Origin of the sequence: Pseudomonas sp. NFACC05-1 (genome assembly GCF_900100135.1) — a bacterium.
GTDB lineage: Bacteria > Pseudomonadota > Gammaproteobacteria > Pseudomonadales > Pseudomonadaceae > Aquipseudomonas > Aquipseudomonas fluorescens_Q.
The window spans coordinates 91929-116580 of sequence record NZ_FMTR01000019.1 but is presented as its reverse complement, the minus strand read 5'-3'; the positions used below and the strand labels follow the sequence as shown (position 1 = coordinate 116580).

Genomic DNA, 24652 nt, shown 5'->3' with positions numbered 1-24652 from the left:
TGGCCAGCCCTTCGTTGATCGCCAAGTCACCTTGGGTGCCGATGCTGACGTCACCAGTGTTATTCACACCAGTGGTGACCTTGACCACGTTGCCGTTGCCATCGGTTTCGGTCAGCGTGCCGACCTTCAGGTTGCCGGTGTTGTTGAAGGCGACCTTGCCCGCGTCACTGGCGATGTCGCCCACCACGTTGCCGTTGTTGCGCAACTCAAAGTCGCCACCGTTGAGGGCCAGGCCGTCGGCGGTGATGTTGCCGTTGGCATCCTGGGTGGTCTTGCCATCGACATTGAGGAACACATTGCCGCTGGTGGCCAGTCCTTCGTTGATCGCCAAGTTACCTTGGGTGCCGATGCTCACATCGCCGGTGTTGTTCACCCCGGTGATGGTGGTCTGCGTGCCGTCGGCATGGGTCGCGGTCAGCGAACCCACCTTGAGGTCTGCGCTGTTGTTGAATTGGACCTTGCCCGCCGCGCTGGCGATGTCGCCAATCACGTTGCCGGTGTTGCCCAGCGCGTAATTGCCGCCCAGCAGCACCAGGCCGCTGGCATCCAGTTTGGCCCCAGCGTCGCCGGACTGGGTGGTGTTGCCCGCCACTTCCAAGGTGATGATGTCGTCGGCACGGGTCTGGCCCTGGCTGGCATCGTCTCGAGGGCCGTTTTCTATGGTGATGCCTTTTACCAACGTCAGGTCGTGATCGGTTTTCAGGGTGACCGCCTCATCGGAGGTAATCCCCACGGTACCGTCCACGGTGCCCACCGTCAGGTTGCCATTGCCGGCAAATGCCAGGCTGCCGACATCGGCGGCAATGACACCCACGTCATGCCCGCCCTTGCCCAGTTGGAAGTCACCTTCGCCACGCAAGGCCAATTCGTCTGCGGTAATGGTCGCGCCAGTGCTCTGAGTCGCACCTTGGCCCGCGTCGACGCTCAACGTCAGCCCCTTGCCGGTGGTGCCGTCTTCGTCGGTGCCTTCGGGATCCTTGAGCATCAGATCGCCCAGCAGGTCCAGGACGCCGTTGGCGACCAGGGCCAGATCGTCCTTGAACGTCGCGCCTTCATCGTCGACGGTGATGTTGCGCGTCTTGTCGTTGCCGATGACGACCTTGTCGAAGCCATCCTGGATGTTGGCCAGGTCAGCGTCGGACAGCACCAACGGATCGTTAGGCCCGGTCACCTCCGGGTCGTCGCTGCCGCCCAGGTGGATGTCCAGGCCATCGGTCTTCTGCTGCAGGGTGAGACTGCCACTACCGGAAACGCTCGCGGCGAGATCGATTTCGTCGGCGGTCAGGCTCGTATCGCCCTGGGTGAGCAGGGCCTGGCCGACCGTGAGCTTGTCCGCGACAAGGTTCAGGTCACCGGTCTGGGTCATGCCGGCGACCGGCACGCCTTGCGGGTTTGTCGGGGTCTGGCTATCGGGAATGGTTACAACGCCGACGGTCAGGTCATCGACATCGGCAAAGCTGACCGTGCCGGTGTCGCTGGAGATGGTGTTGACGTCGTTGGCCGCGTTGTCGAGATCATGGGTAGCGCCGTCACCCAGCAACACCAGGCCATCGGCGACAAGGGCACCACCGGCGGTCTGGTCGACCTTGCCACCGTTGCTCTGCAACACCAGGACGGGGGCCGGCTTGGTGTCATCGTTACCAGTGCCCGGGGCGTCGGCCACGGTCAATTGGTCATTGATATGGATATTGCCGGTGCCGGCATTGAGGACGAGGTTGTCGTTGATGCGGGTCGCTTCGATGATGTTGATGTCACCGGTCATGTCTGCGCCGCCGATGTTGACGGAGGTGAACCCGTCGCCCAGTGCGCCTATGTCGGTGCCGGTCAGTTCCAACGAACCGGGGGCATCGCCCGTGCTGCCGCCCACTGCGATGTCTTTGCTCGGCGTGTTGGTCTCAAGGGTGATGTTCCCATTGCCGGTGACACTGCCGACGCCGCCGTTGAAGTTGATGTCGTCCGCCTTGATGGCCAGGTTGTTGTCGGTGCTGTTGAGGCTGCCATTGAACGTAATGGAACTGCCTTGCAGGCCCTTGCTGCCCGAGGTGTCAGTCTTGATGTTGTCAACGTACAGCGAGCCACCGACCTGCTTGCCGGCGGTCTGGTCGAAACTGCCCGAGACGAAGACGAATTTGTACGTGCCGGCCTTGTCCGCCGTAGCCGTGTGGCTTTGCCAGTTCACCGCCCCCGTGCCGTTACCCGTTTCATTCAGGATGATCTGGTATTCGCCGGTATTGACGTTCAACAGGTAGCCGAAGACATCGTAGGTATCGCCGCCCGCGACCGGTTTGTAATCGAAGCTGACCTTTTCCCCGGCGGCCAGGGAGACCGTGCCCTCGCTCACGACCGAAGGGCCACGCATGATGCAGCCGGCGGGGGCGTTGAGGCAGTTGGAGGTATTCTCGGTCCCCAGCAGCAGCGCGGCGCCGCCATCCTCGCCTTGGCCAACGGCAGCGACCGGAGTGAGGGGTTTGTAATTCATGTCGCCCTGGTCGCCAGGGGAAACGCTCGGCGCATTGCCGTTCGTTGGCGAGGTCGTCGGCAACGTCGGATCATTCGGCGAGACCACGCCATCCACCACGGTGACGCCCGTGAAGAACTGGTCGATGGACGTCTTCCAACCGACCAGGCCATTTTCGAAGTCGGCGTTCAGGAATTGTGAAGTGCCCAGCTCAACCGCACCGGTGTAGACCTGCTCGCCGCGGGTGAAGACTTTTGCGCCGTTGATAAACGTCTTGCCGGCGCCACTGGTGGTCGCATACAGGGCGCCCAGGGCGCTGTTACCGCCGACCATGTCGCTGAAGATGATCGAGCCCGAACCGGCATCGACGCGCAGTTGGCGGTTGTTGGCAACCGCATCGGAGTCCACCACGCCGGCAAAGACGATATTGCCGCCGTTGCTCTTCAAACTGACGTCGGTGTTGAGCGCGATCTTGCCGTTGAGAATCAACGCCAGGCTGTTGCCATTGCCTGCGCCGCTGGCGTCGATGTCACCGTTGAGGAAGATATTGCCGAAGACATAACGGCCTGTTGCGCCGTCGTCGTGTCCCGACTGCAACGTCAGCGTCCGGTCACCGCTGACGCTCTGCGGTGTGTAGTCGCCGTTCCAGTGAATGGTATTGTCGGCCTTGATTGCCACATCGGTGCCGCCGGCCAGGGCGGTGTCGATCGCGTCGAAACCGACCGTGGCGGCTTGGCCGTTGGCGCCGCCCGTCAGCCCTCCATTACCCGGCCCCACGGTGACACTGTCCGGGTCGAGCAACCACAAGCCACCCTTGCCGTTCTTGGCCGAAGCATCGGCGGCTTTGCTCACCGCCAACTTGGCACCGCTGGTCTCGATCTTGCCGCCGTCGCCGCCCTTGGCACCGCCGGTGGCTTTCAGCGTGCCATCCACCCGCGTCACGCTGCCCGGCTTCTTGGTATCCGACCAGGCCACCACGGTACCGCCCTTGCCGTTGTCGGTCGCCGATGCATCGAGCACGGCACCGGCGGCGATGGTGGTCTGACTGGCCTGTTTGATCGCCGGGTCCTTGCCTTGCCAGCTACCGCCCACATAAATGTCGCCGCCGCCCTTGGCGCCGGTGGCGTCGAGCTCAGCGCCGCCGTTGATCGCGACACGCTCACCGGTCACGACAATCTTGCCGCCCTTGCCGGTATCGGAGGACACATCGATTCGCCCGGCGACTTGCACACCGCCCTGATCCCCCATCAGCGTCACCACGCCGTTTTCACCGATATCCAGGGAACGGGCTTCGATCAAACCGGTGTTGTTGATCACCGTGCTCGCCAGGGTTTCCGCCGCACGGGCGGTCAGCAGGATCCGGCCGGCATCGGCACGAATGGCGCCGCCGTTTTCGATCAGCGCTTGAAGCGCACCTTCTTTCACTTCCAACTGCACCGGCCCGCCCAGATCGAGCGTCACGACACTGCCGGCGCCCAGCAGCACATTACCCTTGTTCGCGGTGATGCTGCCTTCGTTGACGATTTTTGCGGCGATCAGGGCAATGGTGCCGCCTTGCGCGGCATTGATGTTGCCCTGGTTGACCACCGAGGCGGCGCTGGTGCCACTGAAACGGTAGTTGCCCGCGAGGAAGTCTTCCGTGGTCATGTTGAGCGTGGACGCGACCAGGCCGCCTACATCAACCTGAGCACTGGGTGTGAACAGGACGCCGTTGGGGTTGACCAGGAACACCTGGCCGTTGGCTTTCAGCGCGCCCTGAATCACCGATACATCCGAGCCCAACACGCGGTTCAATGCGACAGACGCCGCGCCCGGCTGGACGAACTGGACGGTGTTGCCTTTGCCGATGGAGAAGCTTTGCCAGTCAATCGCGAGCTTATCGCTGCCCTGATGAATAGCCATGTTGTTGCCGTTCTGATGAATGCTGCCGTTACCCGCCACGATGTTGCCGCCGGAAGGCAACGCCCCCGCCGCGGCGACCGAGGCGAAGACACTGCCGCCTACGCCGATGACGAGACTGAGCGATGTACGGCTTTTGTCTTTGCCGTGACTCTTGACCAACTCGGATGCCACCTGCCACGCGCCCATCACGGCATTCCAGACGACTCGGTAAACTCTATTCATTTTTGTTCACTCATCCTTAATACGACGGGTCGTGCCATGACGACCAGGCGGTTCGCGTCGACAAATCAATGGAAAACCGCATCCGGACGGATGACGGCTTGAAAATCCCACAATGCTCCGTGCCATCATCTCTGCGGCTTGCCGATCGCGCTTTTGCTTGAGCGCCCGCGGCTTTTGATTGAAGGGATCGAATGAACTTTTTTCACGATGGGTGGGTAACGTGCATCGGGTGGAGGCTGGTCGCCTTCGTGGGCGAGCTATGCTGGAACGCTCCCATTTCGACCGGAAGTTCGGCAGCGTTCGATTGTTCCTCACACTCGGCGTGGGAATGCCGCCAGGGACGCTCCGCGTTCCGCTTCCGGTGGCGACGCAGAGCGTCACGGGATGCATTCCCAGCAGAGCGTGGGAACGATCGGATGGTGGGGGGTGATTGTCCATTTCGGTAGGGGTGCGGCTAAGATGACGCGCAGGGAAATCACAAGGAAGACAGGCGTGATGCAAGCGCAATTCGATCCGTTGGTTCATATCGATTGGAAAACACCGGGCGGCGACCTGCTCGGGCTGTTGCAGCATTACTATCCCGATATCGGTGTGTTTGCCGGTCCGGGGTTCGAGGCGTTGTTGGATGAGCTGTCCAACGAGATGCCCGAGGTCTGTTTCGAGGCACTGGCGCCGGTGTTGGCGGGCCAGGGTTATGACTTGTGGAACCTGGACGCCGGTGGCGATGATTATCGGCCGGTGATTGTCCCGGTCGCTCAACGCGAGGCGTTTGCCCAGCATTGGCAGGGCCAGCGCGGCGAGCCGAGGTTCACCGCGAGTTTGATCGAGCCGCCCAAGCCTGCCGCCGTCGAACGCAAACCGGCCAAAGCCAAGCGCGGCAAGGTGAAGTGGCTGCAGGAAGTCCATGACTATCCCGGCGCCACCTATGTGCATGAATACAACTACCGCAACGGTTGGGCCGCCATTACCGAGCAGGACGAAGACCAGTGGCTGTGCTTTCTGATCGATTACAACCAGTGGCCGCCCATCGAGCAGGACATGCTCGAACAGCGGACCGATGGCGTGGACGGCGCGGACTTGCAGCTCATCGATGCCGACGCCCGGCGCAGCCTGTGGAAACGTCAGGTCATACGCGGCGATTACAGTGCGGACGACCGCTACCAATACGAAATTCGTCACGACGATGAGATCGCGGCGTTCGGGCCTGCCGGGGTGCAGTGGCCGGAATTTGAACAGCCCTGCGTGGTGGTGGGCTCGGAGATATTCGAACGTCAGCGCATCTACGAACCCGAGCATTTGACGCGGATCTGGCGGATCACGGTGGACAGCAGCGAGGTGATTTTCGAGCACGCGGATGAACTGACGATCCTGCCCGTCGGCCCGCGCCGCTTGCTGTTCATGCAGCACAACGGGCCGTTGTGCTGGATCTGGAATCAGGACGCTCCCCAGCAAACCATCGCCGCCAAACCAATGCCCGTCGAGGCTTATAAACTCAGGGCGGCAAGCGCGTATCTGGGGGGCGATGAAATTTTGCTGTTCAGCGAAGGCGCGCGGCAGAACGTCGAGCATTCGGGGTATCAGGAGACGGTGCTGTTGGCGTGGCGCTTCAACTTCGTGACCGGCGCTTCGACGAAGGCGCTGTTGGACGGCTTCGGCAGTGAGCTGCGCCAGGACACGCGCCTGCTTGTCACGCAGCCCAAGCAGGTCATTACGTTGCGCACGTTTCATGGGCAGCTTCATGTTGCCCGGGGGCATGGGGATTGGTGGGTGTGGAACTACAGCGCCAATACGTTTGGTACACACACCCTGGCCTGGTTTTGGAATCAGGACAGCCATGAGGTGGTGAAGCTGTCTTCCAAGGACATCCCGCGTATCAAACCGGATGTTCGTTATGTGCCGGCGCAGGATCGGTACCTGGCGTTCGAGACGGCGTTCGTGGCGAGGTTGCCGGTGTTCAGTGAGATGGTTGAGGCCAAGGGGGGCGAGGTTTTGGTTTTTGAGTGAGGGACCTTTCCGCGCTCAGAAACACCGCAGCAGGTTGCCCCGCGCGGTGTTCGAAAGTATGAGTCACTGTGGCGAGGGAGCTTGCTCCCGCTCGGCTGCGCAGCAGTCGTAAAACCTGCCGGCGCCGTTTTTCCTGATGCACCGTGGTGGATGGCCTTGGGGCTGCTGCGCAGCCCAGCGGGAGCAAGCTCCCTCGCCACGGGGTTCGCGGTGATTTCGAAGAGTCAGACCCGCAGCAACCCACGAAAGCCCCGCGCCGCGTAGTACGACTGCACGCCATTGTGGTAGATGAACACCCGGCCATAACGGTAGTCGCCAAAAATCGCCCCATCGAGCGAGCGAAGCTCTGGAGGGGTTGCCAGCCAACTGGATGTCTTGGCATCAAACTCGCCAAGCGTTTGCAGGGCTCGGTACTGCTCTTCCGTCAGCAGGGCGATGCCCATTTCTTCGGCCATATCGACGGCACTGCCTTTGGGCTTGTTCTCCTTGCGTGCGTCCAGGGCGGCGCGGTCGTAGCAGAGGCTTCGGCGACCGGTCGGGCTTTCTTTGGCGCAATCGCAGAAGGTGACAACACCGGTTTTCGGATCGAGGCCGATCACGTCTGGCTCGCCGCCGGTGGCGTCCATGGCTTGGAGGGACGCCAGGGCATTGGGGTTGTTTTCGAGCCGGTTCTGGACGTCGGCCCAAGGGATGTCTGGGTGACGACTCAGGTTTTGTTCGAAGCGGGTTTTCAGGGTTTGGATGAGGTTGTCTAGTTCTTGTTTTTTCATGGTATGGAAGTCCGTGGGTGATCGGTTGCCGATTCCGCGCCTGGTTCAAGAATACCTAGGATAGACATACGGCAGATTTCCCACAGACATGGTCGCTCCCACAGGGGGTCAGGCGCTGAACTGCTTGATCCAATCAAGGCCTGCCACGGTAGAACCGGTGGGACGGTATTCACAGCCGATCCAGCCTTGGTAGCCGCGCCGCTCCAGGTCTGCGAACAAGGCCGCAAAATCCATATTCCCCGTCCCCGGTTCATGACGCCCCGGGCAGTCGGCAATTTGCACATGGACGGTTCGGTCATAGAAGCGAGCCAGGACATCCGCCGCGTCCCCGGTCAGCCGTTGGGCGTGGTAAAGATCGAGGATCAGCCCGACACTCGGGAACGTCTCCAACACCTGTTGTGCCTTGCTGAAGTCGGACATGTAGTAGTCCGGCATTTCCTGCACGCAGATGACTTCGATCAGCGGCCGCAAACCCTGGTCCTCAAGGTATTTGACGGCGTACTCCAGGTTGCGCTCATAAATACGCGCGGCGTCTTCCTGGACCGTAACGCCCGACATGATGTGGACATCCGAACACGCCAGCGCCTTCGCATAGCGAGCCGCCTGGAGCAAGCCGCTGCGAAACGCCTCTTCCTGGCCGTGCAAGGCTGCGATGCCTTTGGTCACGCCAGCCGGTGCGGCGAACTGGATCAACGGCAGGTTATGTTGAGTCAGATGATCGGCTAGAAGACTGGCGTCGAACTCATAGGGTGACGGGAATTCCACCGCGCGAAAGCCCGCAGCGGCGGCAGCTTCGATGCGTTGTAGAAAAGGCACTTCATTGAATTGAAAACCGAGGTGAGCGTTGAACTTGGGCATTGGGTAAATCATCCATCCTGGGAAGAAACGAAATCATCCGTTTAGAACAACTTGCGCAGCGCCAGCACGGCACTGTCGGGCGTGGTCAATACTGGCAGGCCGGAGCGAGCCCCGGCCTGTTCGGCAGCACTGGTCATCGAAAACTGGGCGAAACAGATCAGGTCGCAGCCCTCGACCCGGGTGGCCATTTCCACAATGGCAGCATCGTGAGCTTGTGAGTTGCCGTCTTTCAACGCCTGCAATGCCCCCGGAACGAAATAAGGCACCACTTCCACCGCGCGACCACTGCGCTCTGCCGCTTGCTTGAACTCGGGCATCATCGAAGTAATGGTGGGTTCGAACGTTGCCAGCACAGCAATGCGCGATGCCTGGCTCAGCGCCTGGTCGATCATGGCTTCGTTCGGCTTGAGCACGGGAATGGCCACCTCGGGTTTAACCAGGTCGATGGCATCGCCAAACGCCGAGCAAGTAAACAGAATGGCATCCGCCGCGCTTTGTACGGCGTAGTGGGACAGCGCCAGGAAGCGCGCTTTCATGCTCGTGGTCAATTCGCCCTCTTCCACCCGGTCCTGGGGTAGCGAGTCCTCGAGCAGATTGATGATCCGTGCCTGCGGCCAATGCCGGGCAAAAGCCGCCGTGATGGGCTCGATCGCCAATGGGGTCGCGTGGATCATAAAAATGCGTGGAGCCTTCATGCTTATGCCATTCTCCAGATCATGTTTTTTGCACGGTATCAGAAGGCCCGATAGCGTGTGGAATTCCTGTGGCAATAAACAATGCGGCACTGAGCACATGAGGCCCGTATGAAGAACTTCACGATTCAACGTATCGACCACATCGTCCTGCGCGTAAAAGACCTCGAGCGCAGCCTCGCTTTCTATACGTCGGTGCTTGGTTGCGAGCTCAAGAAGCGCCGGGACGATCTTGGCATGCTTCATCTGGGCACCGGTGTTTCGATGATTGACCTGGTTGCCGTCGACGGGCCTCTCGGTCGCCAGGGTGGGCCGGCAGCGGGAAAGCAGGGGCACAATGTCGATCACCTCTGCCTGCGGATCGAGCCGTTTGATGAACCAGCCCTCCTCGCGCATTTGGCGTCAGCTGGCCTGACCGTTGAGAAAGCGCAGATGCGCTATGGCGCGGAGGGCAAGGGCTGGTCGATCTACTGCTTCGATCCGGATGGCAACCAGATCGAGTTGAAGGGCCCGGCGCTGGAGCCCTGAGCTTCAACTGGCAGGCAATCCCCTGTGCGGGCTTGCTCGCGAAGCGGTCTATCTGGATCGGTGATGTTGACTGTGCCGGCGTCATCGCGAGCAAGCTCGCTCCCACAGGAGGTCGGTGGTGGACGCAGTAGTGGCACTTCAGTAGCATTCACCCACTTTATCGATCCTTCAAGGATGCCTCATGCTCGCCCTGCCTCGCCGTCTTGTCCCGTCGCCAGCATTGTTCGCGTTATTCGTATTGCTCGGCGGTTGCAGCGTCAATGGCAGTTACCCCGATGCCATCGAACCGGACGCCGCCAAGTTGCGGTTCGTCGCCAATACCAGCAACGCCACGCTGGACTATTTCGACGCGGCCCATTGCGACGGGCAAACCACTGGCATCCTCAATAATATGCTGCTGAGCGATACCGCGCGGCGGGTGGGGATGAGCGTTCCGGCGCCCAAGGATGCCAGGGGTTATTTGGAGGTCAAGCTCAAGCCGGGTGAGCAGATTCACCTGCGCACCAACATGAACAGCGGTTATGCCGTGTGTGGCAAGGGCTTCAACTTTACGCCCGACGCCAATGCCGAATACGAGGTAACGTTCAAGTCCGAGAAGAACTTCTGCCTGACTCAGTTGCAACGCTTGCAACGGGTCGACGGCAAGGACGTGCGCACACCGATCCCGATCCTGAAAAAAGATTTTCCCGCCTGCGCCGGACGCAATGCGCTGTTTCCCAAAACCTACCCGGACACGCCCCATCGCCTGGAGCTGATGAACCGCGTCATCGAGAAAAGCCTGGTCGTCACTGTGAAGAGCGATCCGACCAAGGAAAAAGTCGAGAGTTATTCGCCAGAGAAACTGGACACCCTGATCAGCGAACGCAAGGCCAAGCTCGGCTTCGAGCTGCCGGCTGACTACTGGACGCTGTACCGGGAAAACCTGAAGACGTTTGGCGATGACATGGCGCAGAACAAGGCGCGCTCGATGGAACGCTTCAAGGACGAATACCAGGTGCGCCTGCGGCAGTTGAAGGACGAGCAGTTGGAACAGTGGGCGTTGCCCAAAACCGCCAATGCCAAGCCGGAAAAAGCCGAGATCGATCTGGACGTCGCGATGATGGTTGAGTATTTCCGCATCGGCAATGGCGTGACCGTCGAAGCCGTGGATCATCATTTGGAAAGAATGGCGCAGATGGATGAGCGTTATGGGGTATGTGCACGGTTTGCGGAGTGCTGGAAGCGCAACTAGCAGGAACACTTTACCCGGGATATTTCCAAGCGAAGAGGGTCATGAGGCACTCCGCTTGGCGCTTCACGATGAGCCCAACGATTTCCTCGGCCCCGTCGGCAACATCCGTGCGAGCCAGGCGCTCAAGGGGATGTACAAGCCCACCGAGATCGAGATCTGATGTCGGAGCGCCCCAGGTTCGCTTGCTGGGGGCTCATTTCACTCGACCGCGGCTGCGCGCAGCATTGGCCGCGCGTTCCAACGCTTGGCTGAAGACCCGCTGCTGGTCGTCGTCGAATTGGGACAAGAACAATTCGTCCACCGCTCCTTCGTAGATTTCCCACATCTTCTTGCGCAGCGCTTTTCCGCTCTCGGTAATGGCGGCATACGCGCCTCGACCGTCATCGCTGGCGCGGCTACGGGTGACCAACCCTTCCGCCTCCAGGCGGTCCACCAGGCGGGTGAGGTTGTAGCGTTCGATGGCCATGACATCGGCCAGCTCGCTCATGCGGCGTGCGCCGTCCGGGCCGCTTTCCAGGCCCCATAACGCGTCGTACCAGGCGTAGGCAGGCAGCCCGGCGGCCGCCAGTCGGCGCTCGATTTCGCGGATCAGGCACCGGTGGGCCCTGACGAATCTGAACCAGGTATCCGGCTCGCTGGAAGACATGCAGCACCTTTTTTAGAAATCGATTTAGTTGCAATTGTAGCGCGCGGCAGGCTAAGTTCTCGCACGTAGTTGCATTTGCAACTACAAAACTCTCGAAGGTTGGCGTCGACCCACGCCCCTTAGTCAAGCACCAAACGACTCGGTGCTGCAGCACTGTCCAGGAGACGACAACGATGGCACAACAATCCATGTTTCTCGACGAGGATCCACAAGAGACTCGCGAATGGCTCGAATCCATTGAATCGGTGGCGAGTGTCGAAGGGCGCCCTCGCGCCCACTTCCTGATCGATCAGATGCTTGATTTCGACGCCAACCGCCACGGTGATTTCTACGGTCGCGTAACGACGCCCTACGTCAACACGATCCCGGTAGACCGCCAGCAGCCTTACCCCGGCGACCTGGCCGTGGAGCGCCGGATCAACGCCTACATTCGCTGGAACGCGCTGGCCATGGTGCTGCGCGCCGGCAAACATTCGAACGTGGGCGGGCACATCGCGTCTTACGCGTCGGCGGCGGTTTTGTATGACGTTGGCTTCGAGCATTTTTTCCGTGGCCGCACCGAGCAGTTCGCCGGTGACATGGTGTACATCCAGGGCCACTCCTCTCCTGGCATCTACGCACGCGCCTATCTGGAAGGCCGCCTGAGCGAGGATCAGCTGGATAACTTTCGTCGCGAGACCGACCGCGATGGCGTGTCGTCCTATCCGCATCCACGGCTGATGCCGGACTTCTGGCAGTTCCCGACGGTGTCCATGGGGCTCGGGCCCATCACGGCCGCGTACCAGGCGCGATTCATGCGCTACCTGGAGGATCGCGGCCTGAAGGAACACCAGGGCCGCAAAGTCTGGGCGTTCCTCGGAGACGGTGAAATGGACCAGCCGGAATCGCTGGCGGCGATTTCCCTGGCGGGTCGGGAGAAACTCGACAACATCATCTTTGTCGTCAACTGCAACCTACAACGCCTGGACGGCCCGGTGCGTGGCAACAGCAAGGTAATCCAGGAATTCGAAAGCCTGTACCGGGCGGCCGGTTGGAATGTGATCAAGGTGATCTGGGGCAGCGGCTGGGATGTCCTGCTGGAAAAAGACAAGAGCGGCCTGCTGCGCCAGCGGATGATGGAGTGCGTGGACGGCGACTACCAGAACTACAAATCCCAGAACGGCGCCTATGTGCGCGAGCACTTCTTTGGAAAGTACCCCGAGCTGTTGGAGCTGGTCAGCGACCTGAGCGATGACGATATCTGGAAGCTGTCTCGCGGCGGCCACGACCCGGAGAAGGTCCACAACGCCTATGCCGCCGCCATGCGCCATACCGGCGGGCCGACCGTCATCCTGGCCAAGACCGTGAAGGGTTTTGGCATGGGCGAAGCTGGTGAAGGCCAGAATATCAATCACCAACTCAAAAAAATGGGCGACGACGCGGTCAAGGCGTTCCGTGATCGGTTCGGACTGGAACTCAGCGATGACCAGTTGGGCGACATGCCTTACCTCAAGCCGGCTGCGGACAGCGTCGAGGCCCTTTACCTGCAAGCCAGGCGCAACCAATTGGGCGGCTACATCCCGGCCCGCTTCAATGCCGTGGCCCCCTTGCAGGTTCCACCCTTGTCGGCCTTGGACACACAGCTCAAAGGCACCGGCGAACGGGCCATCTCCACCACCATGGCGTTCGTGCGCATTCTCGGCACGCTGCTCAAGGACCCTAACATCGGCAAGCTGATCGTGCCCATCGTCCCGGACGAATCACGTACCTTCGGCATGGAAAGCCTGTTCCGCCAGATCGGTATTCATTCCCACGTCGGCCAGCTGTATACGCCTCAAGACGCCGGCCAGTTGAGCTATTACAAAGAAGCCCGGGACGGCCAGATCATGCAGGAGGGACTGAACGAATCCGGCGGGATTTCTTCGTGGATCGCCGCCAGTACGTCCTACAGCACCCACGGTGTGATGACGGTGCCCTTCTACATCTTTTATTCGATGTTCGGCTTCCAGCGCGTCGGCGACCTCGCCTGGGCGGCAGGTGACGCACGCGCCCGCGGCTTCCTGCTCGGCGCCACCTCCGGCAGGACCACGCTGATGGGCGAAGGCCTGCAACATGACGACGGTCACAGCCATGTGCTGTCGTCGACCATCCCATGCTGCGTGTCCTATGACCCGACCTATGCGTATGAACTGGCCGTGATCATCCAGGACGGCATGCGGCGGATGTATGCCGAAAACGAAGACATCTTTTATTACATCACCGTGCTGAACGAAAACTACGCCCATCCCGCGATGCCCGAAGGCGTAGAGCACGGCATCCTCAAGGGCATGTACCGGCTCTCGGCGCCTGAAAAAACTGTCGAAGGCAAGCACGTCCAGCTGATGGGCTGTGGTTCGATTCTTCAGGAAGTGGTCGCGGCAGCTCAGTTGCTGGAACAGGACTTCGGCGTCGGCAGCGAAGTCTGGAGCGTGACCAGCCTGACCGAACTGCGCCGCGACGGTCAGGAAGCCGAACGCTGGAACCTGCTGCACCCAGAGCATGCGCCGCGTATCGGTTATGTGGAAAGTTGCCTGCAGGACAAACAGGGGCCGGTGGTGGTCGCGACTGACTACATGAAGATATTCGCCGACCAGATTCGCCCGTTCGTACCCAATCGCCGCTTCGTGGCCCTCGGCACCGACGGTTTCGGCCAGTCGGATACCCGCGAGTCGCTGCGCAGATTTTTCGAAGTGGATCGGCACTTCATCGCCCTCGCGGCGTTGAAGGCCCTGGCCGACGACGGAAAAATACCTCGGGAAAAAGTAGCCGAGGCGATCAGGCTTTACGGCATTGATCCGCAAAAGCAGAACCCTGCAAAGGTGTGAACCTGAGCCTAGCAGCGGCGCCCCCTCAGGGCGCCGCTGCAACTGGTGGACGTGTTATTACGCCGCTGACTCAACCACACCTCGAACCCGCTGCAGCATATTGATCAAGTGCAAGCGCATCGACGCCCGCGCCGCTTCGGCATCACGCCGCGCCAACGCCGCATAGATCTGCTCGCGCTCTCGAACCAGCAACGCTCGGTTCTCGTCCGTCACCACAGGCCCGGCCTGTTGCACCACCGCGATCAAGGTGTTGCCCACATGCGCCATGGCATCGATAAAGAAGCTGTTGTCGGTGCACTGGACGATCTGCAAATGGAATTCGAAATCGACCCGGGCGCTTTCGTCATCGGCCGCCTCAAGGGCATTCGCCGCGTCGAGTACTTCGCGCATGGCCTGCAACTGTTCCGGCGTGGCCCGTTGTGCGGCGATGCCGGCGGCTTCCACTTCCAGGCTCAGGCGCAGTTCGATCACGGCGAGCGCGTCGTAGGCGCCACCCTTGACGTGTTTGCTGCCTTGGAAATCACCGGGGCGGGCGGTGTCGACCACGAAGGTGCCGATGCCGTGGCGGGTCTCCACCAAACCTTCGGCCTGAAGCCGCGACATGGCTTCGCGGACCACGGTCCGACTGACGCCGCGTTCCTTGATGATGACCTGTTCGGTGGGTAACTTACTGCCCGCAGGCAGTTCGCCGGCCAGTATCTGCTGCGTCAGGTCGACCACCAGTTGCTGGGTCATGCTCAGGCGTCGATCGGGTGTGACACGGTCCATTGCACCTATCCATTAAAGCCAGACGATCGCGCATTATAGCCGCGACCTCGCGGCAAAACGCACTATAATGCCCGCTGATCACCCAAGAGCAAGCCGATGACGGATCAAGCGTTATCTCCACTGAACAAGCCGCGCCGCCTCGCCGAAACCCTGGTCGACCGCTTTGCCCAGCGCATGCGTGAAGGTGTTCTCAAGCGCGGCGAAAAGCTCCCCACCGAAGTGCACATCATGGAGGCAGAAGGTGTCAGTCGTTCGGTGGTGCGTGAGGCGCTGTCGCGCTTGCAGGCGGCAGGGCTGGTGGAGACGCGCCATGGCGTCGGCACCTTTGTTTTGGACATGCCGGCACCCGAGGGCTTTACCCTCGGGCCGGCGACGATTGCCACGTTGTCGGATGTGCTCAGCCTGCTGGAGTTTCGCCTGAGCCTGGAAGTCCAGGCCGCCGGCATGGCCGCCGAACGCGCAACGCCCGAAGCCCTGGCCGAACTGGCCCAGGCGCTGGAGGCGTTGCTGCAAGGGCCGGAAAAATCCGGCACCACCATCAATGCCGATTTTCAGTTCCATCTGAAAATCGCCAAGGCAGCCGGCAATTACTACCTGATCGACATCATGAAGCACCTGGGCACGAAGCTGATCCCGCGTACCCGCATGAACTCCGCCTACTCCGGGCAAAGCGATCGCAGTGCTTACCTGCAAGGGATCAACGCCGAACATCAGCAGATCTTCGACGCCATCGCCAGCGGCAATGTCGATGCGGCGCGGGCGGCCATGTACCTGCATTTGAGCAATAGCCGCATGCGCCTGTGTGAAACGCAACAGCGCCAGGCGTTCTACAACGAGTAAGCCCAATGCTGTTCACTTAAGGTTTGCATGACTCACTGTGGCGAGGGAGCTTGCTCCCGCTGGACTGCGCAGCAGGCCCATTTTTGTGAGCGCTTCGCACTCAAGCGGGAGCAAGCTCCCTCGCCACGGATTCATCGCCCCCTTGAACGAGCAGTGCTGTCTGGGGGCGCTTGCTCTCACAATTTAGAAGAAGCTGTATTTAACACCGACCCGCAGTCGCAACTGGCGATCACTGTCGACCGAGTTGACTTTGATATCGCCCACTTCAAAGAACGGCGCCCAGCGTTTGTCCCACTGGTATTTAACCACGGCATTCTGTTCATAGTCGTCGGTACCGCCGTTATAGCGAATGTAGTCGGCATCGAAATAAGTCAATTGATATTCATAGGCCCACGGTCCTTGAGGGCCATAGTTGATATAAACATCGTAACGGTTGACCTTCTGATCGTCCTGGCCATTATGCGGCACGTCACGGTCGATCTGGTCGCGGTCAAGCTTGGCTGAATCAAAACGGTAGCGCCCGGCGATGCTCAGCTCTTTGGTCACGCGGTAACCCAGGCGCAGGCCCAATTTGTAGGTGGTGGACTCCTCGTCGCTATCCAGGGCCAGCGAAGGCGTCAGCGTCCAGCGGTCATCGATCTTGTGCTGGTAGTTGACGGTGAATTCATGACCACTGCCAACGGTATTGTCGAAGGCGACGTCTTGCCGGTCACCGGCGGTCTTGTATTTGAGTTCACCTTCCAGGCCCACGCCGTTGTCCAGTCGTATACCGAACTTGGCGCGGTCGGCGTGCATGCGAGTTTTCTCCGCATATTGGTGACGCACATTGATGTAGCCGGTATCGGCCACTGCAACAACCGAAGTGAACAATGCAGCGAGGGAAACTAATACAAGTGTCTTTTTCATGTTTTTTATTCTTGTTGGTTGAAAGGTTAGTTAGGGCAGACGCTAAATCACAGGCGAGCGCGTGCGCGGCATTGATACCTGGGCTCCAACGTTTTTTACGGGTTAAAACAAGTACAACTAATTAATGGAACCTCAAACAGCGATGGGCACGCGTTGTATGTCCCGACTGGCTTGCACCAACAAACGGGTGTACGCGTGCGTGGCGCCATCGCTCGCCAGCAGATGGCTGTCGAGGGTCTCCACCACCCGGCCCTGCTGCATCACCGCCAGCCGATCACACAAATGCGCCACCACCGCCAGATCATGGGTGACCATCAGGTAGGTCAGCCCTTCCTGGTGACGCAAGTCGGCCAGCAGGTTGAGGATTTCCGCCTGCACCGAGACGTCCAGCGCCGAGGTCGGCTCGTCCAGCAACAACACCCGGGGACGCAGGATCAGCGCCCGGGCGATCGCCACGCGTTGGCGCTGGCCACCGGACAACTGGTGCGGATAACGGAAGCGAAAGCTGTCGTTCAAGCCGACCTTGCGCAGGATCTCGCTGACCTTCTGCGCACGCCCGTCGATGCCGTGGATGCGCAGCGGCTCTTGCAGCGCGGCATCGATGGTGTAGCGCGGATGCAACGAGGCGTACGGGTCCTGGAACACCATCTGCACCGTGCGATAGTGATTCAGCGGCAGGTTGCGCGTCACGGCTTGGCCGGCGACCCGCAGTTGTCCGCTCCAATGCTGGTACTGCCCGGCCAGGCAGCGCAGCACGGTGGTCTTGCCCGAACCGGACTCCCCCACCAAGCCGAATGCCTCACCTTCGGCGACACTCAAGTCGACGTCGTGCAGTACTGCGTTCAGTGCCGAACCGGTACCAAAACTGAGGTTCAGGCCGGCGATTTCAATCATGCTCATGACAGGCTCCTCAAGCATTCAACCAGTGTGGGTCGCGCTGCAGCACCGGCAACGTGGCGCGCGGATGGTCCAGGCTCGGCAATGCGGCCAACAGGCCTTGGGTGTAGGGATGGGTGGCGTTATCCAGGTCGGCGGCGGCAATCGACTCGACCACGCGACCGGCGTACATCACCAGCACGCGATCACAGAAATGCCGTACCAGATTCAAATCGTGACTGATGAAAATCAGCCCCAGGTCACGTTCGCTGACCAACTCCTCCAGCACATTGAGCACCTGTCGGCGCACCGATACGTCCAGCGCCGAGGTGGGCTCGTCGGCGATGATCACCTGGGGATCGGTGATCACCATCATGGCGATCATGATCCGCTGGCCCATGCCGCCCGAGACCTCGTGCGGGTACAGGTCATAGACCCGCCGTGGGTCGCGGATATGCACCTTGGCGAGCATGTCCAAGGCGCGTTCGCGGGCTTCGCGATGGGGCACCTTGTGATGGGCCAGGTAGGCCTCGGCGATTTGTTCGCCGACGCGCACCACCGGGTTCAACGAGTACTTGGGGTCTTGCATGATCATCGACATGCGCGCGCCGCGAATCGCCTGGATCTGCTTTTCGCTGGCGGCCAACAGGTCAATATCGGCGAAGCGCAAGGTCTTGGCGGTGACCCGCGCGGTCGGCGGATGCAGACGCAAAAGACTGCGGCCAACGGTGGATTTTCCTGAGCCGGATTCACCAACGATGGCGAGTTTTTCCCGGCCCAGGGTGAACGACACGTTACGCACCGCCAGGGAAGTTTTGCCGGCGTTGCGAAATTCCACGCACAAGTCCTGTACCGCAAGTTTTATCTCAGTCATGGCCTGTTCCTCAGGATTGGCTGCGTGGGTCGAGGACGTCGCGCAAGCCGTCGCCCAACAGGTTGAAGGCCAGGCTGACCAGCATGATCGCCGCACCGGGTGCCGCCACCAGCCACCAGCTTTCGAGCATGTAGCGCCGCCCGGTGGAGATCATCGCGCCCCACTCCGGCAACGGTGCCTGGGCGCCGAGGCCGAGAAAACCCAGGGCGGCGGCGGTGAGGATGATGCTCGCCATGTTCATGGTCAGGCGGATGATCACCGACGACAGGCACATCGGGATGATGTGGCGCAGGATGATGCGGGTGCTCGACGCGCCTTGGAGCTGCACCGCAACAACGAAGTCAGCGTTGCGCAGTGGCAGTGTTTCGGCGCGGGCAAGCCGGGCAATCGGCGGCCAAGCCGTCAGCGCGATGGCGATCACCGCATGCTCCAGGCCCGGGCCAAGGGCGGCGATGAAGGCCAGCGCCAGGACCAGGCTGGGGAACGAGATGAAGATGTCGGTGATGCGCATGAACAGGCTGTCGACCCAACCGCCGAAGTAGCCGGAAACCGTGCCGACCAGCAGGCCGATGGGGCCGACGATCACCGTCACCAGCAAGACGATGTACAGGGTGATGCGCGAGCCATACACCAGCCGGGCGAAGACATCGCGACCGTATTCGTCAGTGCCGAACCAGTGCACGCCGCTGGGTGCCTGCAAGGCCCCGGCGAGGTTCTGCAACAGCGGATCGTGGCCGGCGATCCAGGGCGCGAAGACCGCGACCAGCATCAGGGTCGCGACGACGATCAGGCCGGCGAAGGTCATCGGGTTGCGCAGCAGGAAACGCAGCAGGCGCAAGGTACTGGCGGCCATCGCTGCGGTACTGGAGGCGGGCAGCGCGGCGGGTGCGCTGGAAGCCAGGGGCAGGTTCATTAGCGAGTCCTCGGGTCGAAGATCTTGTACAACGCGTCGCTGATTAGGTTCAGCGTCACGAAGATGAGGCCGATCAGCAGCACGCAAGCCATCACCGCGTTCATGTCACCGAGCAGCAAGCTGCTGGTCAGGTACTGGCCGAACCCCGGCCAGGCGAACACGGTTTCGATCAGCACCGCGCCTTCCAGCAGGCCGCCATAGGCCAACGCGACGATGGTCAACAACTGCACGCGAATGTTGCCGAAGGCATGCCCCCAAACGATCCGCCGCTGGGACAAACCCTTGACCCGGGCGGTGATGATGTACTCCTGGGACAGTTGCTCAAGCATGAAGCTGCGGGTCATGCGGCTGATGTAGGCCACCGAGTTGAAGCTGAGGATCACCGCCGGCAACAGGATGTGCCGCAGGGCGCTGCGAAAGGCCTCCCAGTCGCCGGACCAGGCGGTGTCGATCAACAACAGCCCGGTGTGTTTCGGGATCAGCCCGTCATAAGCCAGGCCAATGCGCCCGACGCCACCGGCCCAACCCAGCCAGGCGTAGAACACCAGGAAGGCCATCATGCCGATCCAGAAAATCGGCGTGGAGTAACCGAACAACGTGATCAGCCGTGCGACATGGTCACCGGCACGGCCCTGATGCGTCGCGGCGTAGACACCCAGCGGCAAGCCCGCCAACACGCCGAACAGAATAGCCAGGGTCGCCAGTTCCAAGGTGGCCGGGAAGACCCGGGCGATGTCGGTGATGACCGGGTTGCCGGTCAACAAGGCCATGCCGAAGTCACCGTGCAGCAGGTCGCCGAGGTAGATCGCGAACTGGGTCCACAACGGTTTGTCCAGGCCCAGCTCTTTGTACACCTGGGCGTAGGCCGAGGCGTCGGCGTCCGGGCCGACGATGGCCAGCACCGGGTCCAGGGGCATCACTCGCCCGATGAAAAAGGTCAGTAGCAGCAACCCCAGCAGCGTCACCGCCACCGAGCCGCCGCGCCGGGTCGCCGAAGCGGCCCGGGTGGTCCAGATTGAAAAGGATGCAGTCGACATGTTCATTCCTGCCTTGGCCCTGTGGCCGTCGATTTCAGCGCTGCTTGTAGACGTCCCGAAGACGCGTGGTGGCGGCGGTGTGGCCGATGTAGTTGCGCACGTCGGCGTGGATCACCACTTCGTCCACCATCTGTGAGACCGGCATGATCGCCCCGGCCTGTTGGTCGTAGAGGGTCTGGATCCGTGCGTAGATTTGGCGCTGGCGCTCGGGATCACGCTCGCGCTCGGCCTGCTCGATCAACTGATTGAGCTGCGGGTCGAAGAACGAGGTGCGCCAGCCCTGGAAGTTGCTCAGCTTGGCTTCGGTGCGGTTGTCCGGGTTGTACACCAGGGCCCGCAGGCTCGAATGGGGATGACGCTCCGCCCCGCCACCGCCGCGCCCGACGAGGATGTCGAACTGACGGTCGCGCATCGCCCCGTAGATCTGGTTGCCGGTGCCGGTGATGATCGTCGCCTGGATACCGGCCTGGGCCAGTGTCGCTTGCAGGCTGGTGGCGATGTTGATGAACGGCGGATCGGTGAGCGATCGAATGGTCACTTTAAAGCCGTCGGCGTGCCCGGCCGCCGCCAACAGGCGCTTGGCCTCGGCCACGTCCAGGCGATAGCCCGGGTCTTCCAGGCGTGCCGGCAGTCCCAACTGCAAGGGCCGCTGATTGATCACACCGTAGTGCGGCATCACCACATCGTTGATGCCCTGGTAGTCGATCAACAGGCGAATGGCCTGGCGCACGCGGATGTCCTGGAACAACGGCTGTTGCATGCTCATCGCCACGTAGTACAGCGTGCCCCGGGCGATGCTCTGGATGCGCACCTCATCGACCTTGCCCAGGGCCTTGATGTCGGTGGCCGCCATGCCCCGGGCGACGTCCAGGTCACCGCGCTCGACCATCAGCCGCAGGGCCTGGGACTCGGTCATGTTGCGCATGATCACCCGGCGCAACTTCGCCGCGCCGCGCCAATAGTCGTCATTGCGACTCATCAGGATCACGTCGTTGGCGCGCCAGATATCGAGCTTGAACGCGCCGGAGCCGGCTGTGTGAGTCGCCAACCAGGCCGCGCCCTGATCGTCACCGACCTGATGCTGCAAGGCGACGCTGCGATCGATGATGAAGGCGCTGGGAGAAGTCGCCAGGGTGTTGAGCACCAGCATCGGGTCCGTGACGCGTGGCAGCTCCATGACAAAGGTGTGCGGCCCTTCGGCACGCATCAACTTGACGACGTTGTCGGCGGTGAAACCGTAGGCTTTCCAGGTCGAAGCCAGGGCGCGGTTGAGGGTGACCACACGCTGCAATGACCAGGCGACGTCTTGGGCAGTGAGCGGTGCGCCGGAGTGAAAACGCACGTCATCGCGCAATTGGAAGGTCAGGCGCATGCGGTCGGGGCTGACGTCCCAGGTTTTCGCCAGGGCCGGAATCAGCGTGTCCGGCTGCGCCGCATCCTGCTCCAGAAGCATATCGTAGACGTTGGCGTTGACCTCGGCGACCTCCAGACCCGTCGCCGCGGCAGGGTCCAGGGACAACAGGTTGATCATGCTCATGCCCACCACCAATTGGTCGGGGGGCGTTTCGCCTTGGGCCAGGCTGACGGGCACCTGCACTGCGTACAGGGCCACGGCGACACACAGCAGCCTGGTCAGGCGCTTGGGCCAGAGATTCATGGTTCAGTCCTTTCTTATATTTATAAAGACTTGTCGCCCGGGCAGCCATCGACCTCAGGCGTGGAACAGGATCAATGTCGAGACAGGGTGTTGGCTTCGATATACGCGAAGTTGATGTCCTCGCCCAACCCCGGTCGGTCGGACAGGTGTACAAAACCATCGGCGTCCATCGGATCGACAATGCTGTTGAGGTGCGCCGGGACTTCTTCATAGTCGAGGAATGGGTGCAGCAGGCCGCGCTCGTACCAGCGGCAATTGCTGATCGCCCCGACCACCGCCAGGTTCGCCGCGCCGTTGCCGTGCACTTCGCAGTCCATGCCGAACGACTCGGCCAGGTGCGCCACCTTCAGGCACGGCCCGATGCCCCCGACCCCGGCCACGCCGGCGCGCAGGATGTCACAGGATTTCTGGGTCACCCAACTGGCGCGGCTGTGGAACTTGCCGGCGATGCTTTCCGGGCCCAACACCGGGATGTCCAGGTTGGCGGCCAGCCAGGCATAGGACTCCGCCGAGTCTTCCATCATCGGCTCTTCGAACCAGGCGAAATTCAGCTTTTGCAGGGCCTTGCCGATGGTCAGCGCATCCATGCGGCTGTACCAGTGATAACCGTCGAGCATCAGCGCGATGTCCGGCCCCACCGCCTCACGCACGGCAGCGCAGGCCTGGATGTCCATTTGCGGGTTCGGCGCGAAGGAAATCGGCGGCATCCAGGTGTGCAGCTTGATGGCCTTGTAGCCGCGCTGGACCAGCTTTTCGGCGAACTGGCCGTACTCGTCCGGCGTGGACAACCCGCCCGGCAGATCGTCGCCACACATCGTCGAGCCGTAGGCCGGAACCTTATCGCGATAGCCACCAATCAACTTGTGCACCGGCAGCTTGAGTTTGCGCCCGGCCAAGTCCCACAGCGCTTGCTCCACCAGGGCCAACGCCCGATCAGTGAACTGCCCGGCACTGCCGCGCTGCCAGTGTGCAAGGTCTTGCCAGATGCTTTCACGGTCCATCGGATCACGACCGATCAGCACCTTGCGCACGAAGGATTCGATGATGTGCGGACGAATCAACTCAGGCGGGCCGAAGGCATAGCCCTCGGAGCCATCGTCGCAACCGATTCGCAGCAAAGCCATTTTGATCATGACCTCATCGCCTGGATGGGCATGGCCGGCACTGTCCTGAGCGCGGCGCGAAGGGGTGGAAAAGACTTCGACGTGAACGCCTGTGATTCTCATGGGGAGGAACACCAAATGTTGTTATTGTTTATTTGTATGTCGTCATACAACGTGTCGGATTATTCTGACGTTCCTGGTGAGCTGTCAACCCCTTAAACGCAATAAAACTTACACGCTAACGAGGCTTTTCGCGAAGAAGAGGTCATTTCCATGAGCAAAATTTTAAAATGTCGTCATACCACACGGCGTAAAGTGAGACGACTTGCCGTAGACGACGTAGCGCCTTGAAGGCTGAAGACGTGGGCAGGAGATGGGCGACTGGGGGAACGGGCTTGCTCGCGATAGCGGTGGCTCAGGCGACGGTGAACTGTCAGGTCCGCGCACCAAACCGATCACGGCTATTGGTCAGGTGCAGCCACATCCCGTGGCGAGGGAGCTTGCTCCCGCTGGGGCGCGAAGCGGCCCTGAAGCCTGACGACTCGGTGTCTCAGGCAAAGGCTTGGGTCTGCTGCGCAGCCCAGCGGGAGCAAGCTCCCTCGCCACACGGGATCGGTGTCGATTGGCAGATTCGTGCAGGCCACCATTCCACGGTGGGAGCTTGCTCGCGAATGCAGTCTGAGAGGGTGATGTTGGCTGGGCCGGCGTCTTCGCGAGCAGGCTCGCTCCCCACAGGGGGACTGTGGCGGACGCAGAATTCGTGAACACAGGAGATCAAAATTGTGGGAGGCGATGGCTGCGGAAGGTGACGCCCTGTCACAGGTTTTGTGCAGACTTTGGCTGCCTGGCTAGATTCGAGGTTTGCGCCGTCGTCTCCAGGCAATGCCCAGCGCCGCAGCCATGACCACCACCCCGACATTGCCAAACAACCAGATCGCAAAGTTGCGGCTCTGGTCTGCTTCGCTCTCGTAGAACGGTCCGAAATAACTACCAACGGCCATGAACGCCAAGTTAAATGTGCCGACCGCCAGCACGATGATCAGGAGCACGAAGAAAATTTCCTTGATGACGTTCATATGACTTTCCAGAACCAGATGTCCTTGGAATCGTGAAAGTCCGAGAACGTGCCTTCGATCGAAAAACCCATTTGTCCAAATATCTGCGGATGGCTTTTCCACAACGTGTCGAATGTAAACATCTGTCCTCTCCATGAGGTTTTTCATCCTGGACGCATAGCCTAGCAGCCCCCCTCGCCCCATGAATTCGATAAGCGCTGGCGTGAGATTGAGAGCCAGTCATTACCACTCCTTCACGGTTTCCGGCCCAGTATTCGACCCGTTTGTGATGTTTCAGCCCGACACAAGGAAGACTCTAACGCAACCTGTCGAGACGTATGGCCAAAGGACGGTTTTTCCCGTCAACCGTCCCCGCAAGTTGTTTTTCTGCCTAGACTCATCATTGTTCCGCTTTACGCTGCGTTTTGAATGAGCTCGCACGAAAATACTAAAAACAAGAGGAAAGCCC

Annotated in this window: 20 protein-coding genes; 5 read left to right on the top strand and 15 right to left on the bottom strand. The window is 60.9% G+C overall.

Translation table 11 applies throughout. The annotated features are described in order from the left end of the window. Nucleotides 1-4582 (bottom strand): two-partner secretion domain-containing protein (locus BLO97_RS23215; protein ID WP_092348374.1); only part of this gene is annotated, 4582 nt, incomplete at its 3' end. Nucleotides 4583-5077: 495 nt separating this feature from the next. Here BLO97_RS23215 and BLO97_RS23210 point away from each other — a divergent pair. Continuing rightward, nucleotides 5078-6586 (top strand): hypothetical protein, encoded by a 1509-nt coding sequence (locus tag BLO97_RS23210; RefSeq protein WP_092348367.1) that lies wholly within the window; start codon nucleotides 5078-5080, stop codon nucleotides 6584-6586. 224 nt (nucleotides 6587-6810) lie between these two features. Here the strand turns inward: BLO97_RS23210 and BLO97_RS23205 are convergent, their stop codons facing one another. From BLO97_RS23205 to BLO97_RS23195, 3 genes are all read right to left on the bottom strand, one after another. Beyond that, on the bottom strand, nucleotides 6811-7356 hold the full coding sequence (locus tag BLO97_RS23205) for a DUF4256 domain-containing protein (RefSeq protein WP_092348366.1): 546 nt from the start codon (nucleotides 7354-7356) through the stop codon (nucleotides 6811-6813). Between the two features lie 108 nt (nucleotides 7357-7464). Then, nucleotides 7465-8214: a hydroxypyruvate isomerase family protein gene (locus BLO97_RS23200; RefSeq protein WP_092348364.1), complete on the bottom strand. Its 750-nt coding sequence runs from the start codon at nucleotides 8212-8214 to the stop codon at nucleotides 7465-7467. A 41-nt stretch (nucleotides 8215-8255) separates the two neighbouring features. Continuing rightward, nucleotides 8256-8909, bottom strand: coding sequence for an arylsulfatase (locus BLO97_RS23195; protein ID WP_092148979.1), 654 nt, complete (start codon nucleotides 8907-8909; stop codon nucleotides 8256-8258). Nucleotides 8910-9017: 108 nt separating this feature from the next. Between BLO97_RS23195 and BLO97_RS23190 the strand changes: the two genes are divergently transcribed. Both BLO97_RS23190 and BLO97_RS23185 read left to right on the top strand, forming a co-directional pair. Continuing rightward, nucleotides 9018-9434: a VOC family protein gene (locus tag BLO97_RS23190; RefSeq protein ID WP_072410941.1), complete on the top strand. Its 417-nt coding sequence runs from the start codon at nucleotides 9018-9020 to the stop codon at nucleotides 9432-9434. Between the two features lie 181 nt (nucleotides 9435-9615). Then, a complete protein-coding gene (locus BLO97_RS23185; RefSeq protein WP_092348361.1) occupies nucleotides 9616-10665 on the top strand; it encodes a hypothetical protein in 1050 nt (349 codons plus the stop codon). Nucleotides 10666-10858: 193 nt separating this feature from the next. On the opposite strand, the gene BLO97_RS23180 is transcribed toward BLO97_RS23185, so the two are convergent. Continuing rightward, nucleotides 10859-11311: a MarR family winged helix-turn-helix transcriptional regulator gene (locus BLO97_RS23180; RefSeq protein WP_072346932.1), complete on the bottom strand. Its 453-nt coding sequence runs from the start codon at nucleotides 11309-11311 to the stop codon at nucleotides 10859-10861. Nucleotides 11312-11484: 173 nt separating this feature from the next. Between BLO97_RS23180 and aceE the strand changes: the two genes are divergently transcribed. After that, nucleotides 11485-14154 (top strand): pyruvate dehydrogenase (acetyl-transferring), homodimeric type, encoded by a 2670-nt coding sequence (gene aceE, locus BLO97_RS23175; protein ID WP_072346934.1) that lies wholly within the window; start codon nucleotides 11485-11487, stop codon nucleotides 14152-14154. Nucleotides 14155-14211: 57 nt separating this feature from the next. On the opposite strand, the gene BLO97_RS23170 is transcribed toward aceE, so the two are convergent. After that, nucleotides 14212-14922, bottom strand: a complete 711-nt coding sequence (locus tag BLO97_RS23170; protein WP_092348358.1) for a FadR/GntR family transcriptional regulator — start codon at nucleotides 14920-14922, stop codon at nucleotides 14212-14214. 96 nt (nucleotides 14923-15018) lie between these two features. Between BLO97_RS23170 and BLO97_RS23165 the strand changes: the two genes are divergently transcribed. Next, nucleotides 15019-15762, top strand: coding sequence for a FadR/GntR family transcriptional regulator (locus BLO97_RS23165; protein ID WP_092148988.1), 744 nt, complete (start codon nucleotides 15019-15021; stop codon nucleotides 15760-15762). Between the two features lie 183 nt (nucleotides 15763-15945). On the opposite strand, the gene BLO97_RS23160 is transcribed toward BLO97_RS23165, so the two are convergent. The 9 genes from BLO97_RS23160 to BLO97_RS32050 form a co-directional block, all read right to left on the bottom strand. Then, entirely contained in the window at nucleotides 15946-16668 is a 723-nt protein-coding gene (locus BLO97_RS23160; RefSeq protein WP_072346940.1) for an oligogalacturonate-specific porin KdgM family protein, read from the bottom strand. 132 nt (nucleotides 16669-16800) lie between these two features. Then, nucleotides 16801-17568, bottom strand: a complete 768-nt coding sequence (locus BLO97_RS23155) for an ABC transporter ATP-binding protein (protein ID WP_092148992.1) — start codon at nucleotides 17566-17568, stop codon at nucleotides 16801-16803. 10 nt (nucleotides 17569-17578) lie between these two features. Beyond that, a complete protein-coding gene (locus tag BLO97_RS23150) occupies nucleotides 17579-18418 on the bottom strand; it encodes an ABC transporter ATP-binding protein (RefSeq protein WP_092148994.1) in 840 nt (279 codons plus the stop codon). 10 nt (nucleotides 18419-18428) lie between these two features. Then, complete coding sequence (locus BLO97_RS23145) at nucleotides 18429-19331, bottom strand: ABC transporter permease (RefSeq protein WP_063322887.1); 903 nt, start codon at nucleotides 19329-19331, stop codon at nucleotides 18429-18431. Further along, complete coding sequence (locus BLO97_RS23140; protein WP_025211956.1) at nucleotides 19331-20368, bottom strand: ABC transporter permease; 1038 nt, start codon at nucleotides 20366-20368, stop codon at nucleotides 19331-19333. The genes BLO97_RS23145 and BLO97_RS23140 overlap by 1 nt, the downstream gene beginning before the upstream one ends. A 34-nt stretch (nucleotides 20369-20402) precedes the next feature. Continuing rightward, nucleotides 20403-22025 carry an ABC transporter substrate-binding protein gene (locus tag BLO97_RS23135; protein ID WP_092348353.1) on the bottom strand — a complete coding sequence of 541 codons (1623 nt, stop codon included), beginning with the start codon at nucleotides 22023-22025 and terminating at the stop codon, nucleotides 20403-20405. A 71-nt stretch (nucleotides 22026-22096) separates the two neighbouring features. Further along, nucleotides 22097-23251: a mandelate racemase family protein gene (locus BLO97_RS23130; protein ID WP_170862118.1), complete on the bottom strand. Its 1155-nt coding sequence runs from the start codon at nucleotides 23249-23251 to the stop codon at nucleotides 22097-22099. A gap of 725 nt (nucleotides 23252-23976) precedes the next feature. Continuing rightward, on the bottom strand, nucleotides 23977-24204 hold the full coding sequence (locus BLO97_RS23125; protein ID WP_092148998.1) for a hypothetical protein: 228 nt from the start codon (nucleotides 24202-24204) through the stop codon (nucleotides 23977-23979). Then, entirely contained in the window at nucleotides 24201-24326 is a 126-nt protein-coding gene (locus BLO97_RS32050) for a hypothetical protein (RefSeq protein WP_256572246.1), read from the bottom strand. Before BLO97_RS32050 ends, BLO97_RS23125 begins: the two co-directional genes overlap by 4 nt. Nucleotides 24327-24652 lie beyond the last annotated feature (326 nt).

What these genes read in the sequence shown, in the direction of transcription:
- BLO97_RS23210 (WP_092348367.1), top strand. Translation starts at nt 5,078, where the DNA reads ATGCAAGCGCAATTCGATCCGTTGGTTCATATCGATTGGAAAACACCG.
- BLO97_RS23205 (WP_092348366.1), bottom strand. Translation starts at nt 7,356, where the DNA reads ATGAAAAAACAAGAACTAGACAACCTCATCCAAACCCTGAAAACCCGC.
- BLO97_RS23200 (WP_092348364.1), bottom strand. Translation starts at nt 8,214, where the DNA reads ATGCCCAAGTTCAACGCTCACCTCGGTTTTCAATTCAATGAAGTGCCT.
- BLO97_RS23195 (WP_092148979.1), bottom strand. Translation starts at nt 8,909, where the DNA reads ATGAAGGCTCCACGCATTTTTATGATCCACGCGACCCCATTGGCGATC.
- BLO97_RS23190 (WP_072410941.1), top strand. Translation starts at nt 9,018, where the DNA reads ATGAAGAACTTCACGATTCAACGTATCGACCACATCGTCCTGCGCGTA.
- BLO97_RS23185 (WP_092348361.1), top strand. Translation starts at nt 9,616, where the DNA reads ATGCTCGCCCTGCCTCGCCGTCTTGTCCCGTCGCCAGCATTGTTCGCG.
- BLO97_RS23180 (WP_072346932.1), bottom strand. Translation starts at nt 11,311, where the DNA reads ATGTCTTCCAGCGAGCCGGATACCTGGTTCAGATTCGTCAGGGCCCAC.
- aceE (WP_072346934.1), top strand. Translation starts at nt 11,485, where the DNA reads ATGGCACAACAATCCATGTTTCTCGACGAGGATCCACAAGAGACTCGC.
- BLO97_RS23170 (WP_092348358.1), bottom strand. Translation starts at nt 14,922, where the DNA reads ATGGACCGTGTCACACCCGATCGACGCCTGAGCATGACCCAGCAACTG.
- BLO97_RS23165 (WP_092148988.1), top strand. Translation starts at nt 15,019, where the DNA reads ATGACGGATCAAGCGTTATCTCCACTGAACAAGCCGCGCCGCCTCGCC.
- BLO97_RS23160 (WP_072346940.1), bottom strand. Translation starts at nt 16,668, where the DNA reads ATGAAAAAGACACTTGTATTAGTTTCCCTCGCTGCATTGTTCACTTCG.
- BLO97_RS23155 (WP_092148992.1), bottom strand. Translation starts at nt 17,568, where the DNA reads ATGAGCATGATTGAAATCGCCGGCCTGAACCTCAGTTTTGGTACCGGT.
- BLO97_RS23150 (WP_092148994.1), bottom strand. Translation starts at nt 18,418, where the DNA reads ATGACTGAGATAAAACTTGCGGTACAGGACTTGTGCGTGGAATTTCGC.
- BLO97_RS23145 (WP_063322887.1), bottom strand. Translation starts at nt 19,331, where the DNA reads ATGAACCTGCCCCTGGCTTCCAGCGCACCCGCCGCGCTGCCCGCCTCC.
- BLO97_RS23140 (WP_025211956.1), bottom strand. Translation starts at nt 20,368, where the DNA reads ATGTCGACTGCATCCTTTTCAATCTGGACCACCCGGGCCGCTTCGGCG.
- BLO97_RS23135 (WP_092348353.1), bottom strand. Translation starts at nt 22,025, where the DNA reads ATGAATCTCTGGCCCAAGCGCCTGACCAGGCTGCTGTGTGTCGCCGTG.
- BLO97_RS23130 (WP_170862118.1), bottom strand. Translation starts at nt 23,251, where the DNA reads ATGAGAATCACAGGCGTTCACGTCGAAGTCTTTTCCACCCCTTCGCGC.
- BLO97_RS23125 (WP_092148998.1), bottom strand. Translation starts at nt 24,204, where the DNA reads ATGAACGTCATCAAGGAAATTTTCTTCGTGCTCCTGATCATCGTGCTG.
- BLO97_RS32050 (WP_256572246.1), bottom strand. Translation starts at nt 24,326, where the DNA reads ATGTTTACATTCGACACGTTGTGGAAAAGCCATCCGCAGATATTTGGA.